Source organism: Streptomyces sp. NBC_01384 (assembly GCF_045040035.1).
Lineage (GTDB): Bacteria > Actinomycetota > Actinomycetes > Streptomycetales > Streptomycetaceae > Streptomyces.
In genome coordinates, this window is record NZ_CP109559.1 from 7,476,810 (window position 1) to 7,498,098 (window position 21,289).

The window sequence follows — 21,289 nt, forward strand, 5'->3', positions numbered from 1 at the left end:
GGAGAGCTCAATCTGCCTGATCACCGCCACATCGTGCAATCTTCCGCTTGTCCACCGGGTTGTTCCGACTGGGCCAACCCGTTCGGTCACCAGCGTCCGATCACGGAGTGCACTCCCCGGTCGCCGCACCTCCTGCCTCAAAGTCCCACCGTCCTTGTACTTTTGGGCACCTTAGTTCGTTGAATGATTGACCGGTTATGGGTGGTAGGCCAATGATCGCGGTCAAGCAGGTCCGAGACGTCGCAGCCCGAAGGGTTCGCGTTCAGGGATCTGTGGGTCCGAGCACAACTGAGGAGGCGTCAGCACCATGGCCACCCCAACACGGTGGGCATGCCGCCACCGGTCGACGGTACGACCGTACCCTCGTGATCACCGCGAATCTGCGCAGCACACGTCAGGCGCCACCGTCGGCGTTCCGGGCGTTTCACGCGCCTCCGCCCTCCCGGGTGCCGCGCTGGGGCAGCCGATGTGGGGCGACCGCGTCGAGGGGGCGTTCCGTGCCCGGCGCCACCCCGGCGACCGGCGGCGCTCCGTCACCGGGCCGCGCCGGAGGCCGGGCCCCGCCGCTGCGGGAAGAAGCGTGTGACACCACGTCGAGAACTGCCCGGTCCGCACGGCACCTGGAACGTCCACTCCCCGCGGCCGCCGCGACCGCATGGCCCCCAGCCCCCGGACAGTACTCCTCGACGCGTGAATCCGGCACCCGAGACTGTCGTCCTGCCTTCGGACCGACTCCGCCGCTCTGTCGGCCTCCCGAACGATCAACCTCACCACAGGCGTCCCGCCGAGGGGGAAGACCAGCCTTGCCCGCGAACCAGACGTTCCGCGCTTTGACCTCCGCCCGTCCGGATGCCCCTTTGAAACAGACCATCGCCACGACCATCCCGGCGGTGAGCCGGTCGGAGCCACTGGTGTCGTCGTTCTCGCAGCAGCGACTCTGGTTCCTGGCGCAGATGCAGGGCGCCAGCGAGGCCTACCACATGCCGATGGCGTTCGAGTTGCGGGGTCCGCTCGACCGTGGCGCGCTGACGCGTGCGCTCGACAGGCTGGTGGCCCGCCATGAGGCACTGCGTACGCGTCTGGTCGCCGTGGCCGGTGAGGTCTTCCAGCAGATCGCCCCGCCCGACCAGGGATTCCCTCTGCGCGTCTACGACCTGTCCGGCCGGCCCGACACGGAGGCCCAGTGCGTCGCCCTGCAGGAGGAGGAGGCCGCCGAGCCGTTCGACCTGGCTCGGGGCCCGTTGGTCCGCGGCCGTCTGGTGGTGATGGCGCCGGACCGGCACGTGCTGCTGCTGACCGCCCACCACATCATGTCGGACGGCTGGTCGACCGGTGTGCTGACCCGCGAGCTCGGTGAGCTGTACACGGCGTTCAGCCGGGAGACGGCCGATCCGTTGCCGCCCCTGCCGGTCCAGTACGGCGACTACGCGGCCTGGCAACGCCAGTGGCTGTCGGAGGGCGAGGCGGCCCGTCAGACCTCCTACTGGAGCGATGCCCTGGCGGACGCACCGACCCTGCTCGACCTGCCGACCGACCGGCCGCGTCCGGCCGAGCAGGACTACCGGGGAGGGCAGCTACGGCTCGAATTCGATGCGGAGCTGACCGCCGCCCTGAAGCTGTTGAGCCGACGCAGCCGCAGCACCCTGTTCATGACCCTGCTGAGCGGGTGGGCGCTGGTCCTGTCCCGCTGGTCGGGCCAGACCGATGTGGTGATCGGCACACCGACGGCCAATCGCCGCCGTGCCGAGCTCGAAGGGCTGATCGGTTTCTTCGTCAACACCCTTGCGTTGAGGATCGACCTCGCCGGCGCGCCGACGGTGGACGAGCTGGTGAAACGGGTGCGCGGTGTGACGTTGTCGGCGCTGACACATCAGGACCTGCCGTTCGAGCAGGTGGTGGAAGCGGTCAATCCGGCCCGCAGCCTGACCCACACACCGTTGTTCCAGGTGATGTTCGCCTGGCAGAACACCGAGGGTGGCGAGCTGGCTCTGCCGGACATCGAGGTGGCTCCGCTGAACCCGCCGTACACCGCGGCCAAGTTCGACCTGGCGTTGTCGTTGGGGGAGGAGGGCGACCGCATCGTCGGGACGCTGGACTACGCCGACGCGTTGTTCGACACCGAGACGGTCGAGCGGCACTGCCGGCAGTTGCGGCAGGTGCTGACCCAGATGGCCGCCGCGGCGGACGGTCCGGTGGACGCGCTGGAGCTGCTGTCCGAGCAGGAGCGCGTGGAGATACTGGACGGGTGGAACGACTCCGCCCGTCAGGTCCCCGCTGCCTGCTTCCCGGAGTTGTTCGAGGACCGGGTGCGCAGGTCTCCGCAGGCGGTGGCGGTGGAATTCGGTACGCTCTCGCTGTCCTACGCGGAGCTCAACGCACGGGCCAACCGGCTGGCCCGGCATCTGGTGGGTTCGAGGGTGGGGCCCGAGCGGGTGGTGGCTGTGGCCCTGCCCCGTTCGGTGGAGTGGCTGGTGGCAGCCCTGGCCGTGATGAAGGCCGGCAGCGCCTATCTGCCGATCGATCCGGGTTATCCGGCCGAGCGGATCGCCTACATGCTCGATGATGCCCGGCCCGTCTGTGTTCTCACCGACGCGGCCACCGCGCACACCCTGCCCGTCACGAACGGCCTGCTCGTCCTGGACGATATCCGGAGCGCGATCGCGGGCGCGGCCGACCCTGTGGCGGCGACCGACACGGACCACCCGACGGACACGCCCGGCCCTGCCGTCGAAGGCCCGGCCGCGATCGACCTGACCGACACCGAGCGCAGCGCGCCGCTGCGGCCGGAATCGCCCGCATACGTCATCTACACCTCGGGGTCGACCGGTCGGCCCAAGGGCGTGGTCGTCACTCATGCGGGCATCGCGAGCCTCTCGGCAAGTCAGATCGAGCGCCTGGACGTCACCCCGGGCAGCCGGGTGCTGCAGTTCGCCTCGCCGAGTTTCGATGCCGCCACCTGGGAGATGTGCATGGCGCTGCTGTCCGGGGCGCGGCTGGTGATGGCCCCGGCGGATGAACTGATGCCGGGTGAGGGCCTGGTGGCGGTGCTCCGCCGCCACGCTGTCACCCATGCCACGCTGCCGCCGGCGGCGTTGGCGGTGCTGCCGGGGGACGCCCTGCCGGACGGGACGACCCTGGTCGTGGCGGGTGAGGCGTGCCCGCCGGCCCTCGTCGGGCAGTGGTCGTCCGACCGGCGCATGATCAACGCGTACGGTCCCACCGAGACCACCGTCTGTGCCACGATGAGCGGCCCGCTGTCCGGGACCGTCACTCCGCCCATCGGCACGCCCGTGGCCAACACCCGGGTCTATGTGCTCGACGCACACCTGCGGCCCGTTCCGCCGGGCGTGTCCGGTGAACTGTACGTCGCCGGTGCTGGTCTGGCCCGCGGTTACCTCGGCCGTCCCGGACTGACGGCAGAGCGGTTCGTCGCCGACCCGTACGGCCCGCCCGGTACACGTATGTACCGCACCGGCGATCTGGTGCGGTGGCGTGCCGACGGGCAGCTGGAGTTCGTCGGACGGACCGACCACCAGGTGAAGGTGCGCGGCTTCCGGATCGAACTCGGTGAGGTTGAGGCGGCGTTGCTCGACCAGCCGGGCGTCCTCGAAGCCGCGGTACTGGCCGACCGCGACGAGGCCGGCCAGACGCGCCTGGTGGCCGGGGTCGGACGGGGCGATGACGCGCCGTGGACGGCCGGCGAATGGCGCGCCGCACTCGCGCGGCGGCTGCCGGGCTACATGATTCCGTCGCTCTTCGTCGAGCTGCCGCGGCTGCCGCAGACCGCCAACGGCAAACTCGACCGCGCGGCGCTGCTGGAGCGGGCGGGGACAGCCGGCCCGGCCCAGGTCAACACCGCCAGCCCGCGCGACCACATTGAGCTGACGCTCTATCAGATATGGAAGCGGCTGCTGCTCCAGGCGGACATCGGAATCGACGACAACTTCTTCGACATCGGCGGCACGTCGATCTCCGCCATCAAACTGGCCCACGCCATCCGGGAGTCGTTCGGCGAGACGCTGCCGATCCGCGACATCATGCTGCACCCGACCATCGAAGCGCTGGGCGGACGGCTACGGCAGGGAGCCTCGGCCCAGCCCCCCGGCAGCCTGATCGAGTTCCGCAAGGGCGACGGCCGCCGTAGCGTGGTCTGTATTCACCCGGGCGGCGGCACGGCCTTCTGCTATCTCTCGCTGGCCAAGGCGCTGTCGGAGGACTGCGGCGTCTACGGCATCCAGTCTCCCGGGCTGAATCCCGGGGAAGAGTTCCTGCCCTCGATCGAGGCCATGGCCGACCACTACCTGGGGCTCATCGAACCACTGGTCGACGGGCCGCTGGTGCTCACCGGCCTGTCTTTCGGCGGCCTGGTCGCCCACGAGATGGGACGCCGCCTGGCCCTGTCCGGGCACACCGAGCTGAGCGTGGTCCTTCTCGACACCCACAGCAGCGACGAGGCCGACCGACGCGCCGAGATCGAACCGGTGGAGATCGCCGAGTTCCGCGAGAAGCTGGTCAAGTTCAACGGCATGTACCCCGGTATCGACGACGACCAGATCGACCGGTACTTCCGCGTCTACAACCACAACCGGCTGACCGCGCGCGACTATGTGGCGCCGTCCACGTCGGCCCGGCTGACCCTGCTGCAGGCCACCGAGGGGCTCGACGCCGCCTCGGTGCAAGAGGCCGGCGACTTCTGGCGCCGTCGTGCCGACGCCGGTCTCCTGGTCGAGGAACTCACCTGCGACCACTGGGAAATCCTGGAATCCGCCGAGGTACTGCGCGTGGCCGCGCTGCTCGGATCAGAGGTGGCCCGCTGGTCGGCATCCCGTCCGCTGCCGCCAGAGGGCCGGCAAGCCGAGCCAGTTCTGGCGCAGGAGGCATGATGGAACCCGTATCGACCACGTCGGCCCGGTCAAAGACCCCGGGACTGGCCGAGAGCGTGCTCGCCCGGGCCCGCCGCACGCCGACCGCCCCGGCGGTCGTCGACGGCGAACGGCACCTCGACTACGCCGCACTCGACGCGGCCAGCGCCGCCGTCTCAGACGCCCTGCGCCGCCATGGCGTGCGGCCCGGCCAGGCGGTGGCGGTCTGCCTGCCCCGATCCTGGCAACTGGTCTGCGCCATGCTCGGCATCCTGCGTCTGGGCGCGGTGGTAGTACCGCTCGACGCACAGAGCCCGCCCGAGCGCCGCGGCCACATCCTCACCGACTCGGCCAGCGTGTCCCTGATCCACGGCGGGGCGATCCCCGACGGCCTGCCCGACGGCCTGGAGCCGCTGGCGGTGGCCGCTCTGCTCGAAGCCGTTCCGGCCACCGACGACGCTGCCCCGCCGGTCCCCACCGCCACACCGGTCTCCTTCATCTTCTACACCTCGGGCACCACCGGCTGGCCCAAGGGCGTCGAGGTGCGGGACGCCGGTGTCCTGCGCCTGGCGCGGCCCGGCTACATCGAGCTGTCCGAGGGCGCGCGTTACGCCTGCCTGTCCAACCCCGCGTTCGACGCCCTGACCTTCGAGGTGTGGGTACCACTGCTCACCGGCGGCTGCTGTGTGATCTTCGGTGACGAGGTTGTGCAGACGCCCGAGTTGCTCGCGGCCGAGCTGCTGCACCGGCGCATCGACGCGCTCTTCATGACGGCGGCGCTCTTCAACACGGTGGTCGGCAGAGTTCCGGACTGCTTCGCCGGCGTCGGCCAGGTGCTGGTCGGCGGCGAGCAGCTCAACGCCCCGCTGATCCGCCGCTGGTACCGCGACAACGCTGTCAGCTCCACCCGGCTCCACAACGCGTACGGCCCCACTGAGACCACCACCTTCGCCCTGTGCCACCCCATCCCGCGTGACTTCTCCGGGGACGTCGTACCGATCGGGCGGACGCTGCCGGGCACCGAGGCGCTGCTGGTCGTCGACGGCACCCGACCGGCCGCGCCCGGCGAGATGGCCGAACTGTACCTGTCGGGCGAGGCGTTGGCGGCCGGGTACCGCAACCTGCCGGACGAGACCGCGCGCCGCTTCGTCCGGCTCCCCTGGCACGACGGCGGCCAGAACCCGTACTACCGCACGGGCGACCTGGTGCGATGCGGTGCCGACGGCCTCGTCGAGTACGTGGGCCGCGCCGACCGCCAGGTCAAGGTCCGCGGCTTCCGGATCGAGCCCGGTGAGCTGGAACGGCAGATCCTGGCCCACCCTGCGGTCCGGCACGCCTACGTCTGCACCCGTCGCGACGAGACGCAGGGGGTCAACGAACTGCTGGCCTACCTGGTGCTCGGAGACGACCTGTCCTTCGAGGACTTCGACCGCCATCTGTCGGCCAGTCTGCCCCCGTACATGCGGCCCCACCACGTGCACCTGGTCGACGGACTACCGCTCAACGCCAACGGCAAGGTCGACCAGGCCGCTCTGCTGCGGGGCGACCACCAGCCCTGGCGGCGCGCCGAGGCCGCCGGCACGGCCACCGACGCCACGGAGTGGCAGCGTGAGGTGCTTCAGCTGGCGGGCGAGGTGCTGGGCGTGACGGGGCTGCGGCTGAACGACCGCTGGATCGCCAACGGCGGCGACTCGCTCAAGGCCCTGCGCCTGCGCTTCGAGGTGCGACGGCGCTGGGACCGCGAACTGCCCCAGAGCCTGGTCCTGCAGGCGGACTTCGCGGAACTGGCCGCCGCCATCGAGGCCGGCCGGGCCGCGGACGCCTCACCCTACCCGGCACCGCCCACCCCGGCGGGCGCCCGCTCGGCACCGGCCACCTCCGAGCAGCAGCGGCTGTGGCTGCTGCAGCAGCAGGACCCGCAGTCCTGTGCCTACAACGTGGGACTGTCCTTCCGCGTGCGCGGCACCGTCGACAGTGACGCGCTGCGGCGTTCGCTGCGGCGCCTGGTCGTACGCCACCCGGCGCTGCGGACCGCCTCCGAGCCCACGGCTGAGGAACTGCGCCAGGTGGTGGCCGAGCCGTACGACCCATGGACGCAGCCGCCCGCGGACCTGGACCACGCCGAGCACAACTGGCACGACCACGCCCACCGCTTCTTCGCCATGCCCTTCGACCTCGCCGACCCGCGGCTGCTGCGGGCCGGCTGGCTGCCCCAGGGCGACGGCGGTGTACTGCTGTTGAGTCTGCACCACATCGCGGTCGACGGCTGGTCGCTCAACGTGCTCTTCCGGGAGCTGTCCGAGGAGTACGAGGCCGCGTTGCGCGGCGAGGAAGGCGGGCACCCGGCGATCCCCACGCCGCTCGACTTCTCCCTCTGGCAGGCCGACTGGTTCGCCCGCCCGAGTTACCTCACGCAGCAGGCCGAACTCCAGGCCCACTACGCCGCGACGGAGGACGAAGAGGAGGCGGCGCCGCTGGAACCGATCCGCTCAGCGGCCCGAGCCGAAGGCCGGCTTCTGCACACCTCGCTCGACCCGGTGCGCCGTGCCATGCTCGACCGGCTCTGCTCCGAGCTGGGGCTCACCCGCTTCCAACTGCTGCTGGGCGTCTTCGCCTGGAGCCTGTACGGCGTGACCGGCCGCTCGCGGCTGCGGATCGCGAGCCCGGTCGCCAACCGGCCTGTGCAGGAGTTCGAGGCAAGCGTCGGCATGTTCGCCAACACCGTGCTTCTGCCCCTGCACGTGACGCCGCGCGAGGCGCTGCGCGCACAACTGCTGCGCCACGGTGCCCTCGCACAGACCGTGCTGGACCGGCAGGACGTGGCCTTGGCGGACGTACTGGCCGCCCGGGAATCCCACCAGGAAGGCGCGCCCTTCGACTTCCTGTTCGTTCTGGAGAACACCGACTTCTCGACGCTGGCACTGCCGGGCTGCGACACCCGCCCCGAATGGCTCACGCCGACCGAGGCCAAATGCGCGCTCACGCTGTCCGTGGTCGAGCACGAGGCGGGCTTCGACTGCCTGTGGGAATACTCCGACGACCACTTCGACGCCGCCGACGCGCAGGCGATGGCCGAACTGTTCCGGCAGGGCCTCGACCGGCTGGCCGAGGACCAGGACGCCACGGTGTCCCACCTGGTGGCCCCCTACCGCCGGGGCCTGCCCGACCCCGGACACGGAGCTTCGGCGCAGCCGGCCTGGACCACGGTGGCCGAAGGCTTCGCGCGGCAGGTCCGCCTGACCCCCACCGCACCGGCGCTGGCGGCCGGCGACCGTACCCTCAGCTACGCCGAACTCGACGCCCATGCCGCGGCGCTGGCCGCAGAACTCCTCGAGCGCCGGCCGCTGCCGCCAGACGACGAACACCCCCGCAGCATCGCGCTCCACCTCGAACCCTCGGTCGAGCACGTGGTGGCGCTGCTCGCGCTGGCACGGCTCAACATCACCATCGTGCCGCTCGACCCCGGCTATCCGCCGGCCCTGTTGCGCCAGATCCTGGACCAGGCCGAGCCGCTCTGCGTCCTGGTACCACCGGGCGGCGAGTCCGCACTCGACGCCATCGCCCCGGAAGGTCTTCCGCGCCACCCGGTCAGCCTCTCGACCGCGGTCGCGCCCCCGCTGCCGCCCCACAACGGCCGACGGCCGCTGTACACCCTGTTCACCTCGGGCTCCACCGGCACTCCCAAGGGCGTGCAGGTGCCCGACAGCACCCTGTGCAACCTGCTGCAGTGGCAGAGCGAAGCCGGTGGTCTGGCCGCGCCCGCCGTCACCCAGCAGTTCTCCATGCTGTCCTTCGACGTCTCCTTCCAGGAGGTCTTCGGCACTCTGTGCGGCGGCGGCTGCCTGCACCTGGTCCGGCCCGGCTGGCGGCAGGACGCGCCGGCACTGCTGGAGCAACTCGAATCATCCGGCGTGGAACGCATCTTCATGCCCTACGTTGCACTGCAACTCCTGGCGGAGCACGCCGTCCACCTCGGCCGCTACCCCTCACGGCTGCGTGAGGTGATCACCGCCGGCGAACAGTTGCTGTGCACCGACGCCATCCGCCGGTGGTTCGCCGGGATGCCCGGCGCGCGGCTGTTCAACCACTACGGCCCGACCGAGACCCATGTCGTCAGCAGCCTGTGCCTGGACGGCGACCCCGCGCTGTGGCCGACCCGGCCGGCGATCGGGCGGCCCGTGGCCAACGCCCGGCTGCTCGTGGTCGACGAGGCCGACCAGCCCGTACCCCCGGGCTGCCCCGGCCTGCTGCTGATCGGCGGGCCGGTCGCCTCACCCTGCTACCTGGGCGACGCCGAGCTCAACCGGACCCGCTTCGTCGAACTGCCCGGCCTCGGGCTCTTCTACCGCACCGGCGACCGGGCCCGCTTCGACCGTGAAGGCCTGCTGCACTACCTGGGCCGGGACGACCAGCAGATCAAACTGAGCGGTCACCGGCTGGAGCTCGGCCAGGTCGAGGCCGCACTGCTGCAACACCCGAAGATCGTCAATGCGGTCGTCGTACGCGACGGCAACCAGTTGGCGGCGTGTGTGCAGTGCCGCGGCGAGTGCCCCACCCCGGAGGAGCTGGCAGGCCACCTGGCGCCGCTGCTGCCGTCCTACGTACGCATCCAGCGCTTCCGTAGGCTGGAGGTGCTGCCCCGCACGCCCAGCGGCAAGCTGGACCGCCGCCGGGCGTTGACCGCACCGGGTGAGGAACTGCGCCCGCAGATGGCCGCCGCCCCCCGCCTGTCCCCGCTGGAGTCGCGGTTGACGGAGCTGTTCGAGACCGTGATCGGCAAACCGGTCGGGCCCGACCAGCGCTTCTTCGACGCCGGCGCCTCCAGCCTCGACCTGATGCGCTTCCATCTGCGCTGCACCACCGAACTCGACCTGCCGCTGACCATCCCCGATCTGTTCGAGCACGTCACTATCAGCCGTCTGGCCCGCTTCCTGGAGGGACGGCCGATCGCGGCGGGGCAGCCCACCGACGTGACCCCGGCCGTGACTCCAGGCAGCGCGGCCGATGAGCCGATCGCCGTCATCGGCATGGCGGTACGGCTGCCCGGGGCGAGTGACCTGGCTTCCTTCTGGCACATGGTGGAGACCGGCGGACGCGGCATGGAGCACTTCGACGCCGCGGACGGTCTGGTCGGTGCCCGCAGTCAGATGGCCGGTCTGCTGGCCTTCGACCCCGAGCACTTCGGCATCAGCCGGCAGGAAGCCCGGTTGATGGACCCGCAGCAGCGCCACCTACTGATGAGCTGCGTCCAGGCGCTGGCGCACGCCGGTATATCCGACCCGGTCCGGCAGCGGGTGGGACTGATCGCCGCCTGCGGCGAGAACACCTACTTCCAGTCCATGCTCCGCGAGGCCGATCCGGCGCAGCTGCCCGACGGCTTCCAGATGGCGCTGCATCACGACAAGGACTTCCTCGCCACCAAGGCCGCCTACCAGCTGGGCCTGACCGGACCGGCCTTCACCGTGCAGGCCGCCTGCGCCAGCTCTCTGGTGGCCGTCCACCTCGCCGCCGGCCTGCTGCGCCAGGGCGACGCCGAGGTCATGCTGGCGGGCGGAGTACTGGTCGACCCCCTGCTGACCGACGGCTACCGCTACCGGCCGCAGCACATCTTCTCCAAGGACGGACACTGCCGGCCGTTCAGCGACGACGCCAGCGGCACCATCGGCGCCAGTGGCGTCGGCGTGGTGGTGCTGAAACCGCTGCGGCTCGCGCGGCGCGACGGCGACACCGTCTACGCGGTGGTCACCGGCTCGGCCCTCAACAACGACGGCGCCGGCAAGCTCAGTTACAGCGCGCCCTCGCTGGCGGGCCAGCGCGAGGTGATCCGCGCCGCGCTGCGGCGCAGCGGCCGCGCCGCAGCCGACGTGGGCTACGTCGAAGCGCACGGCACCGGCACCCAGCTCGGCGACCCTGTCGAGGTCAACGCGCTGAGACAGGCGCTGGACCTGGACGGGTCCGACCACTGCGCGTTGACGTCGGTGAAGAGCCAGATCGGCCACCTGGGCGCCGCCGCCGGGATGGTCGGGCTGGTGCGGGCCGCGCTGGCGGTCCACCACGGCGTGATCCCGCCGAACGTCGACTTCAACCGCGCCAACCCACAGATCGGCTCCTTGGCGCCGTTCTACATCCCGACCGAGGCCCGGCCCTGGCCGGCAGACCGGCCACGCGTGGCGGCCGTGAGCAGCTTCGGCATCGGCGGTACCAACGCCCATCTGCTGCTCGAGAAGACCGAGGGCCCGGCGGCCCCCTCCGCCACCGTGCCCTGCCTGGTCCTGTCCAGCAGCAGCGCCGAGGGCCTGCGCAGCGACGCCTCGCGCATCGCCGACTACCTTCAGGCCCGGCCCCAGGCCTACGGCCAGGTGCTGCGGCATCTGCAGGCCGGCCGCCCGCCGCGGCCCTGGCGGATGGCCGCGGCCTGCCCGGATGCCGCCGCCGCGGTGGCCTGGCTGCGTACGGCGGCCGGCGTCGAGGTGGCACCGGACGAGGCGACCTGCCCCGCCGAGGGCCGTACGACCGAGGAACTGGCCGACGCCTGGCTGGCGGGTCGGTCGATCCACTGGCCGACCGGACCGGCGCAGGCGCCGTGGGACTTCCCGCCGCCGGCCTTCCAGCTGGCCGACTACGACTTCCAGCGCGCCGCCCCGGCGGCCGAGCCGGCCTCGTCGGCCCTCGACGGGCATCCGCAGCGGCTGCCCGAGGCCGAGTGGCTGCACCAGCCGCACTGGGTACGGCTGCGGCGTGCCGTCCCCGCCGACAGCGGGTCGCCCACACGCGGCCTGCTGGTGGTGATGACGGCCGAGCCGCTGGCGGAAGGGGCGGTGCGGCCCCTGCGGGCGGCTCACGCCCGGGTGGTACGGGTCAGCGCGGCCGGTACCTTCGCGCGACTGGCGGATGACGCCTACCAGGTCGACCCGGCCGACGCGGACTCGCTCAGGCTGCTGTTCGACGCGCTCGCCGACGCATCCGCCGACGAGGGCCAGGCAGGCATCGACTGGATGCACGCACTGCCGCTGGCGGTCGACGGGGCGGTGGGCGAGGAGACACTGGCCCGCGCCCGCTGGGCCTGCCTCGACACCCCTGCCGCGCTGATCCACGCACTGGCCGGCAGGCCGGAAGCCGCACGAGCGCGTGTCTGGTGGCTCTCGCACCAGGCCCAGCCCGTGGAAGGCACCGTGGAGCGGCCGGAACTGGGCCTGCTGGCCGGAGCCTGTGAGGTGGTACCGCAGGAATCCGCCGTCGAAGGCCATTGGCTGGACCTGCCCGGAGGCGAACTGGCCGACTGGGCACCGCAGCTGACGTCGGCGCTGGTCCAGACGGATGCCCCCGCGTCCGTACCCCGGCGGCTGGCACTGCGGCAGGGCTACTGGTGGCAGCCGACCTTGCTGCCGGTGGCGCCGCCCGCCACGCAGGCGCCCTCCGTCCTCACCGCCGAACAGGGCGTCCACCTGATCCTCGGCGGCACCGGCGGCATCGGCGGCAGCATCGCGGCCTGGCTCCTGGAGCAGACCGACTCCCGGGTGATCCTGTTGGCCCGGCGGCCGTCCCTGCCGGTCGGTCTGGAACGGTGGGCCGACCGCGTCCAGGTGATCGAGGCCGACCTGGCCGAGCAGACACCGCAGGCGGTGCTGGCCCTGATCGAGCGGCACACCGACCGGCTCGACGGCGTGGTCCACGCCGCGGGCGTGGCGGCCGGCGGCCTGATCGTCCGACGCGAGGCCGCAGCGATGCGGCAGGCCACGGCGGCGAAGCTGCACGGCGCCCTGCTGGTCGAATTGCTGATCAGGTGCTACCGACCGGCCCTCGCCGCGTACTGCTCGTCGATGTCAGCCCTGTTCGGCGGTGTCGGACAGCTCGACTACGCCGCCGGCAACGGCCTGCTGGACGGTTTCGCCCGCCACCGGGCCGATCCGGCCGAGACCACGCTGCGGCTGGGCATCGACTGGGACATCTGGCACGAGGTCGGCATGGCCCGGCGGGCCCTGCAGTCGGACGCCCGCCACCAGGCCCACCTCGCGGTCGGCCTCGGGGTGGCGGAGGGTGCGCGGCTGTTCGAGCAGGCCCTACGGCTGCAGCTGCCGCAACTGCTGGTGTCCACGACCCCGCTGGAGCAGGCCCGCGGCTTCTACGCGGCGCCGTCCGAAGAACCGGCAGAGCTCGTGGCCCCCGCCGATGAGGCGGCCTCGGCCGCCCAGGAGCTCACCGAGTACCTGTGCCGCTGGCTCGGGCTTGAGGAGCTGGACCCGAACGCCTCGCTCTACGACCTGGGCGCCGACTCGCTCACCCTGCTCGACCTGATTAGCGAGGTGAAACGGTGCTTCGGCATCGACCTCGAGCTCTCCCAACTCAGCCACCGGGTGAGCCTGGGGGAGGTGCTCGCGCGGGTGGGTGAACCGGCATCCGCCGCCCTGACCACGGGGGACCCGGTGGCCGTGGAGGTGTGGCAGGAGGGCACCGGACGCGACCTGCTGTGCCTGATCCATCCAGTCGGCGGTGACATCCAGGCCTACCGTGCGCTGGTGTCCTCGCTCGACCCGCGGCTCACCGTGTGTCTGATCGCCGACCCCGCACTGCGACAGCCCGAGTCGGGAGATTGGCCGATAGCGGAACGGGCGCGGCGTTACCGCGCCGCGCTGCAGGAACGCTTCCCGCACGGCGAGTGGCGCCGCCATCTGGCCGGCTGGTCCTTCGGAGCCTGGGTGGCACTGGCCATGGCCGCCGAGGGGGAGGCGGTCGGTCTCCCGGAGAGCGGACTCTTCCTGATCGACCCGCCGCCGCCCGGTTCCGGTCCGCGCTTCCAGAACTACGACGAGACCCAGCTCCAGGCCGTCTTCGCCCATGAGCTGGGCCAGGGCGGCGCGGAAGCGGCGGTGGGCCAGCAGGCGAAGGACTACGCGGAGCGGCTTGCGCACCGCTGCCGGGCCAACCTCGTCGGCATGGCGCAGTACGAGCCGCCTCGCCTGGCCGGCACGCCCAGCCGGCTGTGGCTGGCGAGCCGCCCCGTCGCCGGGCTGCCCGCGCTGGGCTCTCCCGAGGAGCAGCAGCGGCTGTGGCAGGAGCACCTGCCCAAGCCGGTGGTCTGCCAGGTCCTGGACACCACGCACTACGACGTCGTCCGCCCGCCGCACGTTCAGGCGGTGGCCGAGGCTGTCAACGCGGCATCGCTACCGGTCCCCGAAACCTGCTGACGCGTCCTCGGAAGGAACCCCACGTGAACACCGCCGGCCTCCGCTCCGGCCTGTCCGGCGGCACGGGCCACCCCCGTCCGATCCCGCTTTCCCGGGCCGGCGACCAGGTCGCCGCGCCCGTCCACCGAGCCGCCCCCACCGGCCGACCCGCGGCCGCACCTGCCGTCGGCCGCAGGCCGCGTCACTGATGAGCCGAGGCAACCACCATGAACCCGTATCAGTCCCTGCCACCACGCTCGTTCTGGCGCACCGCCGTGGCCGAGCCGGAACCGACCGCCATCGGCGACCTCTGGACACCCAAGTTCTCCCTCGGGCAGGACGACCCCATCCTCACCGCGGGCTCCTGCTTCGCCCGCCACATCGGCCGCGCCCTGCTCGACCAGGGCATGAACTGGCGTGACTCCGAGCCGGCCCCGCCAGGACTCACCGAGGCCGAGCGCCAGGCCCGCCACTACGGCGTGTTCTCGTTCCGTACGGGCAACATCTACACCGCCGCCGCGCTGCTGCAGTGGTTGTCCTGGGCGTACGGTGAGGCCACACCGCCCGATGAGGTCTGGAGCGAGGGCGGGCGCTTCTTCGACCCGTTCCGCCCCTCCATCGAACCTGAGGGCTACGACTCGGTCGAGGCGACCCTGGCCGCCCGCCGGGCCACCCTTGCGGTGATGCGTGGCGCCCTCGCCGACGCGCATTGCCTCATCTTCACCCTGGGCCTGACCGAGGCATGGGAGAACCGGGCCGACGGGACCGTCTACCCGGCCTGCCCGGGCACCGTGCGCGGCACCTTCGACGCCGAACGTCACGCCTTCCGTAACTTCACCTTCGCCGAGGTGTACCGCGATCTGTCGGCCGCCGTCGAGCTGGCTCGCGCCGCCAATCCGGAGCTGCGCATCCTGCTCACCGTGTCGCCGGTGCCGCTGACCGCCACCGCCACCGGCGGCCACGCGCTGACCGCCACCACCTACTCCAAGTCCGTGCTGCGGGCCGTCGCCGGGCAACTGGCCCAGGAGTACGACCACATCGACTACTTCCCCGCGTACGAGATCATCGCCGGATTCCCCTTCAAGGCGGCGTTCTTCGAGCCCAACCTGCGCACCGTCACGCCCGAAGGTGTCGCCTTCGTCATGCGCCAGTTCTTCGGCGCACTTGCCCAGCGCCCGGCCGAACCGCGGCGGGACCGCGGCGCCGGGCCTTCCCACGGAGAGGACTTCTGGTGCGATGACGCCGTACTCGACTACTACAACGTCCGCTAGGTTCCTGCTGCTGGGCGACTCGCACGCCGGACCGATCGGCCGGGCCGCGAAGGAGGGCGGCATCCCCTTCCACGGCGGCCCGATCGGCGCCGGACGCGAGTTCACCGCCGAGTTCTTCGACGTCCGCGAGGACGACGTGGTGTTCCGCAAGCCCGAAGCGGACCGGTACTACCGGGGCTTCCTGGACGAGCTGGGCGTATCCGCCCTCGGCGGGCTGACCGTCCCGCTGGTGTCGACCCTCGGCTTCAGCGCCCACTTCGTCGCCACTCTGGAGAACTGGCAGGTCTACCGGGTCCGCGGTGAGTTCCCGACGGGCTTCCTGTCGAGTCGGCTGTTCGACGGCATAGTCCGGGCCATGACCCGCGGGGCTCTCGACTTCTACCGCCTGGCACACGAACTCGGGCTCCGGGTCCTCGCGGTGATGCCGCCTCAACGGGTGCCCGGGCACTCCGATCCAGAGGTCTTCATGGCAGCGCAGGACACCATCCGCCGAGCGCTCCTCGAACTCGGCACCGAGGTCGTCGACCTGCGTAGCCGATCCACCGACGAGACGGGGTTCCAGCGCCCCGAACTGTGCGAGACCAACGACTCCATCCACGGCAACCTGGCCTTCGGCCGGATGATCCTGGCTGACCTGCTGGCGCGCGGACTGTGAAACCGGCCCGCCGTCAGACCACCGCTGCCGCCCCCGTCATGGAGTGCGGCGAGCGGTAACCGACCCCCGCAGGAGGATGACATGGAGAAGTTCGTACTCGATGCGCTCGAGCGCATCACCACGAGACCGAAGACGGTCTACGAAACCATCGCGATCGATCCGCTGACCCCGGTCATCGGCGCCGAGGTGTCCGGCATCGACCTGTCGAGGGAGCTGTCGGACCAGCAACTGGACGACATCAGGCACGCCTTCCTGGAGCACCATGTGCTGGTCTTCCGCGACCAGGCGCTGTCGGCCGAGGAGCACAAGCGGGTGGCCGCCCACTTCGGCGAGCTCCGCCCGCTGCCGGTGGCCGTCCCCGAGGACCGCGACCCCGTCATCCTGGAGATCAGCGCGAGCAAGGACTCCACCGACGTCGACGGCCACGGGTGGCACGCCGACGGGACCTCCAACCCCGAACTCGCACTGGGGTCGATGCTCTACATCACCCGGATCCCGGAGACCGGCAGCGGCGGCGACACCATGTTCGCCAACATGCATCTCGCCTACGAGATGCTGTCGCCGGCCATGAGGACCTTCCTGGACGGCCTGACCGCGATCCATGACGACGCCGTCGCCTGGCAGGGCCACACCCCGCCGGCAGGCTATGTCCTGCCCAGGAACGAGCACCCGGTGGTGATACGCCACCCTGAGACCGGTCGCAAGCTGCTGTTCGTCAACCCGGCCTACACCTCGCACATCGTGCAGCTGTCCGGCGACGAGAGCAGGGCGCTCCTCGACATGCTGTTCGACGTGGTCGCGCACAGGCCCATGCTGAGCTGCCGTGTCCGCTGGACCCCCAACACACTGGTGTTCTGGGACAACCGCTGCGTCCAACACCACGCCATCTGGGACTATTACCCGCACGCGCGCTATGGGCAGCGGGTTGCCATCAAGGGCCAGCCGCCGCAGGCCTGAGCGGCGGAACCCCGGGAGTTCGCCGGACACCGCATGTGAGGTTGTCGAAGCGGCATCGGGAACGTTTTTCGGGGCCGGTGCCACAGGGCGGCACCGGCCCCCCGGAGCGGACTCGCCCAGCTCAGGCAGCGGCCCGGGCCAGGCTGTCGGTGAGCCGGTCGGCGAGGTGTCGGTAAGTCGCCCGGAGCCGCTCGTCCTGGTCGGCCGTCCGGCCGTCGGCCGCCGACCCGCCCTGGTGGGCGCAGGCGTGGGCATAAACCTGCACATGGGCGAACGGCCAGGCTTCGGCATAGGTTTGTGCGTCCGCCGCCGTGAAGGCGTCCGCCGCCGCACCTGCGTGGGCCAGGGCGTTGGCGTCAGCGAAGGACCGGGCATTGGCGGTGGTGTTGAGTTCGGCGTAGGTGCGGGCGAACTCGGCGGCCCGCTCCTGGCCGTAGTCGTTGTCGATCGCGTACGCGTGGGCGCCGGCGTAGGCCTTGGAGAAGGCGTCTCCGTAGGCGTAGGCAAGGCGGTAGACATCCCGCAGCGCCGGTACGAGCGCCGCGTTCCACTCGGCCTCCGAGATGTGCTCGCCCGCCAGCGCCCGGGTATGCAGCCGTCCTACCACCTGCTGCGGCTCCGCCGACCCGCCATGCCGGGCATTCGCCTCGGCCAGCATCGGTACCACGCCGTGGACGTGCCAGTCGTGCACCACAGCGAGGGGTACCTGGCCACCGAGGCGTTCCAGTTCGCCATGAAGGCGCAGCGCCCAGCCCTTCGCGGCGGCGGCATCCTGGCCGTCGTACAGCACGGCGATCACCTGTCGGAGCCAGGTCGGCGGCTCGGGGCTGGTCGCCGAGTCGTCGTCGGGGCGGGAGGCAGCCAGGCCGGCGCCAAGTTGCGCGAGGAACTGGTCGAACGGCGCAGCGGCGGCCGGGGCACTGCTCATACGTTTCTCCTGTCTCGGCCACATCGGGCACCTCACCGTAACGGGCGGCCGCCAAGCGACGGAGAGAGGGTGGGCGGACGCGTCGGAGCGGGTCCGGAGGATCTACTCGCCGGACGCCGGGACGGAGATCATCCCCGGAGCCTTTCCTCGGGCCACCGCACGGAATCGCAGTGGCGTCCCGCCGTCACGTTTCCGGAAGAACTTCGTGAAGTCGCTGGGGTCCGGGAAGCCCAGCCGGCGGGATATCTCCGCGGAGGTGGCGTCGGTGTGGACCAGAAGCCGCCGGGCTTCCAGGAGGATACGGGCGTCGAGGTACTGCTTGGCGGTGGAGCCGGTCGCGGCCCGGGCGGCGCGGGACAGGGTGCGGACGCTGTAGCCGAGCGCGGCGGCGTAGTCGTTGACGTGGTGGGAGTCGGCGAAGTCGTCTTCGACGGCGGCACGGAAGTCGCGGAAGACATCGCCGCCCGACCCGGGCGACGCGGGGCCCGGACAGGCGTGGGTCAGACGCAGCAGCAGGACGCTGAGGAGGTGGCGGAGCGTCTCGATGTGGGCGTCGAGGGGGAGGGAGGCCAGGTCGCCGTATTCGTGGGCGAGGTGGTGCAGCGCGAGGCCGGCAGAGCGGGCGTGTCGGCCGGTGAGGAGTATGGGCGAGCCGTCGTGGAGGGGCTCCGCAGGCACGAAACCGGGTTGCCAGATGATGATGGTGCCCCGCGCGGCGAGGTGATCCCGGGGGACGTACTGGTGGACCTGGCCGGCCCGCACCCAGAGCCAGGCGCCCGAGTCCAGTGTGTGGTCCTGGAAGTCCACGGTGTGCCGGACCGGGCCCTTCCTGACGTGGATCAGGTGGTGGAAGGCGGGCCGGAGCGGCCTGGACAGGTCCAGTCCCCGCCGGTCTCCGCGTGTGGACAGTTCGGCGAAGTCGAGGATGTCCATCCCTATCGGCGCGCTCAGTGAGGGCCGGTACGACACCTCGGCAACGGAAGGCTGTCGGTTTTTTCCCATGACAGGTCCCCAGGTTACCGCCCTGGCCGACCGCGCGGCCCATAGCGTCGAAGGCGAGGGGAAGCCCGGAAGCAAGGAGTTGATCGACGTGCGACTGATCGTGGGGATGACCGGAGCCACGGGCGCTGTGCTCGGGCTTCGCCTGTTGCAGCGGCTGGCGGAGCTGCCCGAGGTGGAGACCCATCTGATCCTCAGCCGCTGGGCGCGGACCACCATCGAACTGGAGACCGGTCACAGTGTCCGCGAGGTCTCGGATCTCGCCGACGTGGTGCACCACCCCGAGGATCAGGGGGCGACCATCGCGTCGGGCTCGTTCCGGACCGACGGCATGGTCATCGTGCCGTGCTCCATGAAGACGCTGGCCGGTATCCGTGCGGGTTACGGCGAGGGCCTGGTCGGCCGCGCCGCCGACGTGGTGCTCAAGGAGCGGCGTCCTCTGGTGCTCGTACCGCGTGAGACCCCGCTGAGCGAGATCCATCTGGAGAACATGCTCGACCTGGCCCGCAAGGGAGTGCGGATCGTGCCGCCCATGCCCGCCTTCTACAACCACCCCGCCTCGGTCGACGACATCGTCGATCACATCACCGTCCGTGTCCTCGACCAGCTCGCACTGCCCGCCCCCGCCGCCAAGCGCTGGGAGGGCATGCGCGCCGCCCGGACCGCCCCCATCCACCCAGCCGCCTGAGAAGGAGCCGGAAATGGCATACGACGACCTGCGCAGCTTCCTGACGACGCTGGAGGCGGAGGGCCAGCTGCTGAAGATCACCGAGGAGATCCTGCCCGAGCCCGACCTGGCCGCCGCGGCCAACGCGGCCGGCCGGATCGGCGAGGGAGCCCCCGCCCTTTACTTCGACAACGTGACGGGTTTCTCCCATGCCCGGATCGCGATGAACGTCCACGGTTCCTGGCGCAACCACGCGCTCGCGCTGGGACTGCCCGCGGGCACGTCGGTCAAGGACCAGGTCGAGGAGTTCGCGCGCCGCTGGGACGCCTTCCCCGTCGCGCCCGAGCGACGCGGGGACGCGCCCTGGCGTGAGAACACCGTGGAGGGGACGGACGTCGACCTGTTCCAGATCCTCCCGTTGTTCCGGCTGAACGACGGCGACGGCGGCTTCTACCTCGACAAGGCCGCCGTGGTCTCCCGCGACCCGCAGGACCCGAACGACTTCGGCAAGCAGAACGTCGGCATCTACCGGATCGAGGTCATCGGCCGCAGTCGGCTCGCCATCCAGCCGGTTCCGATGCACGACGTGGCCCTGCATCTGCGCAAGGCCGAGAGCCTCGGCGAGGACCTGCCCATCGCGATCACTCTGGGCAACGATCCGGTGATGACCATCGCGGCCGGTATGCCGATGGGCTACGACCGGTCCGAGTACGAGATGGCCGGTGCCCTGCGCGGCGCGCCCGCGCCCATCGCCACGGCGCCGCTCACCGGATTCGACGTCCCCTGGGGCTCCGAGGTCGTCATCGAGGGCGTGATCGAGAGCCGCAAGCGCCAGATCGAGGGCCCCTTCGGCGAGTTCACCGGCCATTACTCCGGCGGACGGCGGATGCCGGTGATCCGCGTCGACCGGGTCTCCCACCGCACCGACCCGATCTTCGAATCGCTCTACCTGGGCATGCCCTGGACCGAGGTGGACTACCTGGTCGGACCGAACACCTGTGTCCCGCTGCTGAAGCAACTGCGCGCCGAGTTCCCCGAGGTGCAGGCGGTCAACGCGATGTACACCCACGGCCTCACCGTGATCATCTCCACGAAGAAGCGCTACGGCGGCTTCGCCAAGGCGGTCGGCATGCGCGCGATGACCACTCCCCACGGCCTCGGCTACGTCACCCAGGTGATCGTCGTCGACGAGGACATCGACCCCTTCGACCTGCCCCAGGTGATGTGGGCGATGTCGGCCAAGGTCAACCCCGGGGACGACGTCGTCATCATCCCGAACCTGTCCGTCATGGAACTGGCGCCGGCCGCCTCCCCGGTCGGCATCACCAGCAAGATGATCATCGACGCCACGACGCCCGTCTCCCCGGACAACCGCGGGAACTTCAGTACGCCGGTCCGTGATCTGCCGGAGGCCAAGGAGTGGACCAAGCGCCTCCAGTCCCTGATCGCCGCCCGCTGAAACCCCTTCAGGAGCCACCGTGATCTGCCCCCGCTGTGCACATGACATCATCGAGACCGTCACCACCTCCCCGGTCCCCGGCGCCTGGGACGTGCTCCAGTGCGGCCGCTGTCTCTACATGTGGCGCACCACCGAACCCGCCCGCCGCACCCGGCGCGACGCCTATCCCCAGGAGTTCCGGATGACGCCCGCGGACATCGACAACGCCCCGGAGGTCCCCGCGATCCCGCCTCTGGAGACCCACTGAACCGGCTGCCCACGCCGAGGGCCACGCCTGCGGGATGAACAACGACCGGCTCGACCACGCGGGGTGTCCGCCGGCCTTCG

11 protein-coding genes are annotated in these 21,289 nt (G+C 71.1%); 9 read left to right on the forward strand and 2 right to left on the reverse strand.

From position 1 onward, the window contains the following. Positions 1-857: 857 nt before the first annotated feature. From OG747_RS34095 to OG747_RS34120, 6 genes are all read left to right on the forward strand, one after another. Entirely contained in the window at positions 858-4,883 is a 4,026-nt protein-coding gene (locus OG747_RS34095) for a non-ribosomal peptide synthetase (protein WP_405883202.1), read from the forward strand. After that, positions 4,880-14,047 (forward strand): amino acid adenylation domain-containing protein, encoded by a 9,168-nt coding sequence (locus OG747_RS34100; protein WP_405883203.1) that lies wholly within the window; start codon positions 4,880-4,882, stop codon positions 14,045-14,047. The genes OG747_RS34095 and OG747_RS34100 overlap by 4 nt, the downstream gene beginning before the upstream one ends. Positions 14,048-14,070: 23 nt before the next feature. Beyond that, complete coding sequence (locus tag OG747_RS34105; protein ID WP_405883204.1) at positions 14,071-14,235, forward strand: hypothetical protein; 165 nt, start codon at positions 14,071-14,073, stop codon at positions 14,233-14,235. Positions 14,236-14,253: 18 nt separating this feature from the next. Continuing rightward, on the forward strand, positions 14,254-15,297 hold the full coding sequence (locus OG747_RS34110) for a GSCFA domain-containing protein (protein WP_405883205.1): 1,044 nt from the start codon (positions 14,254-14,256) through the stop codon (positions 15,295-15,297). After that, positions 15,263-15,952 (forward strand): hypothetical protein, encoded by a 690-nt coding sequence (locus OG747_RS34115; RefSeq protein WP_405883206.1) that lies wholly within the window; start codon positions 15,263-15,265, stop codon positions 15,950-15,952. The genes OG747_RS34110 and OG747_RS34115 overlap by 35 nt, the downstream gene beginning before the upstream one ends. 81 nt (positions 15,953-16,033) lie before the next feature. After that, positions 16,034-16,909: a TauD/TfdA dioxygenase family protein gene (locus tag OG747_RS34120; protein ID WP_405883207.1), complete on the forward strand. Its 876-nt coding sequence runs from the start codon at positions 16,034-16,036 to the stop codon at positions 16,907-16,909. Positions 16,910-17,030: 121 nt separating this feature from the next. Here the strand turns inward: OG747_RS34120 and OG747_RS34125 are convergent, their stop codons facing one another. Then, a complete protein-coding gene (locus OG747_RS34125) occupies positions 17,031-17,837 on the reverse strand; it encodes a SpcZ (protein WP_405883208.1) in 807 nt (268 codons plus the stop codon). Between the two features lie 102 nt (positions 17,838-17,939). Next, a complete protein-coding gene (locus OG747_RS34130; RefSeq protein ID WP_405883209.1) occupies positions 17,940-18,839 on the reverse strand; it encodes an AraC family transcriptional regulator in 900 nt (299 codons plus the stop codon). Between the two features lie 88 nt (positions 18,840-18,927). Here OG747_RS34130 and OG747_RS34135 point away from each other — a divergent pair, with 88 nt between their 5' ends. The 3 genes from OG747_RS34135 to OG747_RS34145 are packed head-to-tail and all read left to right on the forward strand — an operon-like array spanning position 18,928 to position 21,209. Continuing rightward, positions 18,928-19,524 carry a non-oxidative hydroxyarylic acid decarboxylases subunit B gene (locus OG747_RS34135; RefSeq protein ID WP_405885831.1) on the forward strand — a complete coding sequence of 199 codons (597 nt, stop codon included), beginning with the start codon at positions 18,928-18,930 and terminating at the stop codon, positions 19,522-19,524. 13 nt (positions 19,525-19,537) lie between these two features. Continuing rightward, complete coding sequence (locus OG747_RS34140; protein WP_405883210.1) at positions 19,538-20,962, forward strand: non-oxidative hydroxyarylic acid decarboxylases subunit C; 1,425 nt, start codon at positions 19,538-19,540, stop codon at positions 20,960-20,962. Positions 20,963-20,981: 19 nt separating this feature from the next. Beyond that, positions 20,982-21,209: a non-oxidative hydroxyarylic acid decarboxylases subunit D gene (locus OG747_RS34145; RefSeq protein WP_405883211.1), complete on the forward strand. Its 228-nt coding sequence runs from the start codon at positions 20,982-20,984 to the stop codon at positions 21,207-21,209. Positions 21,210-21,289 lie beyond the last annotated feature (80 nt).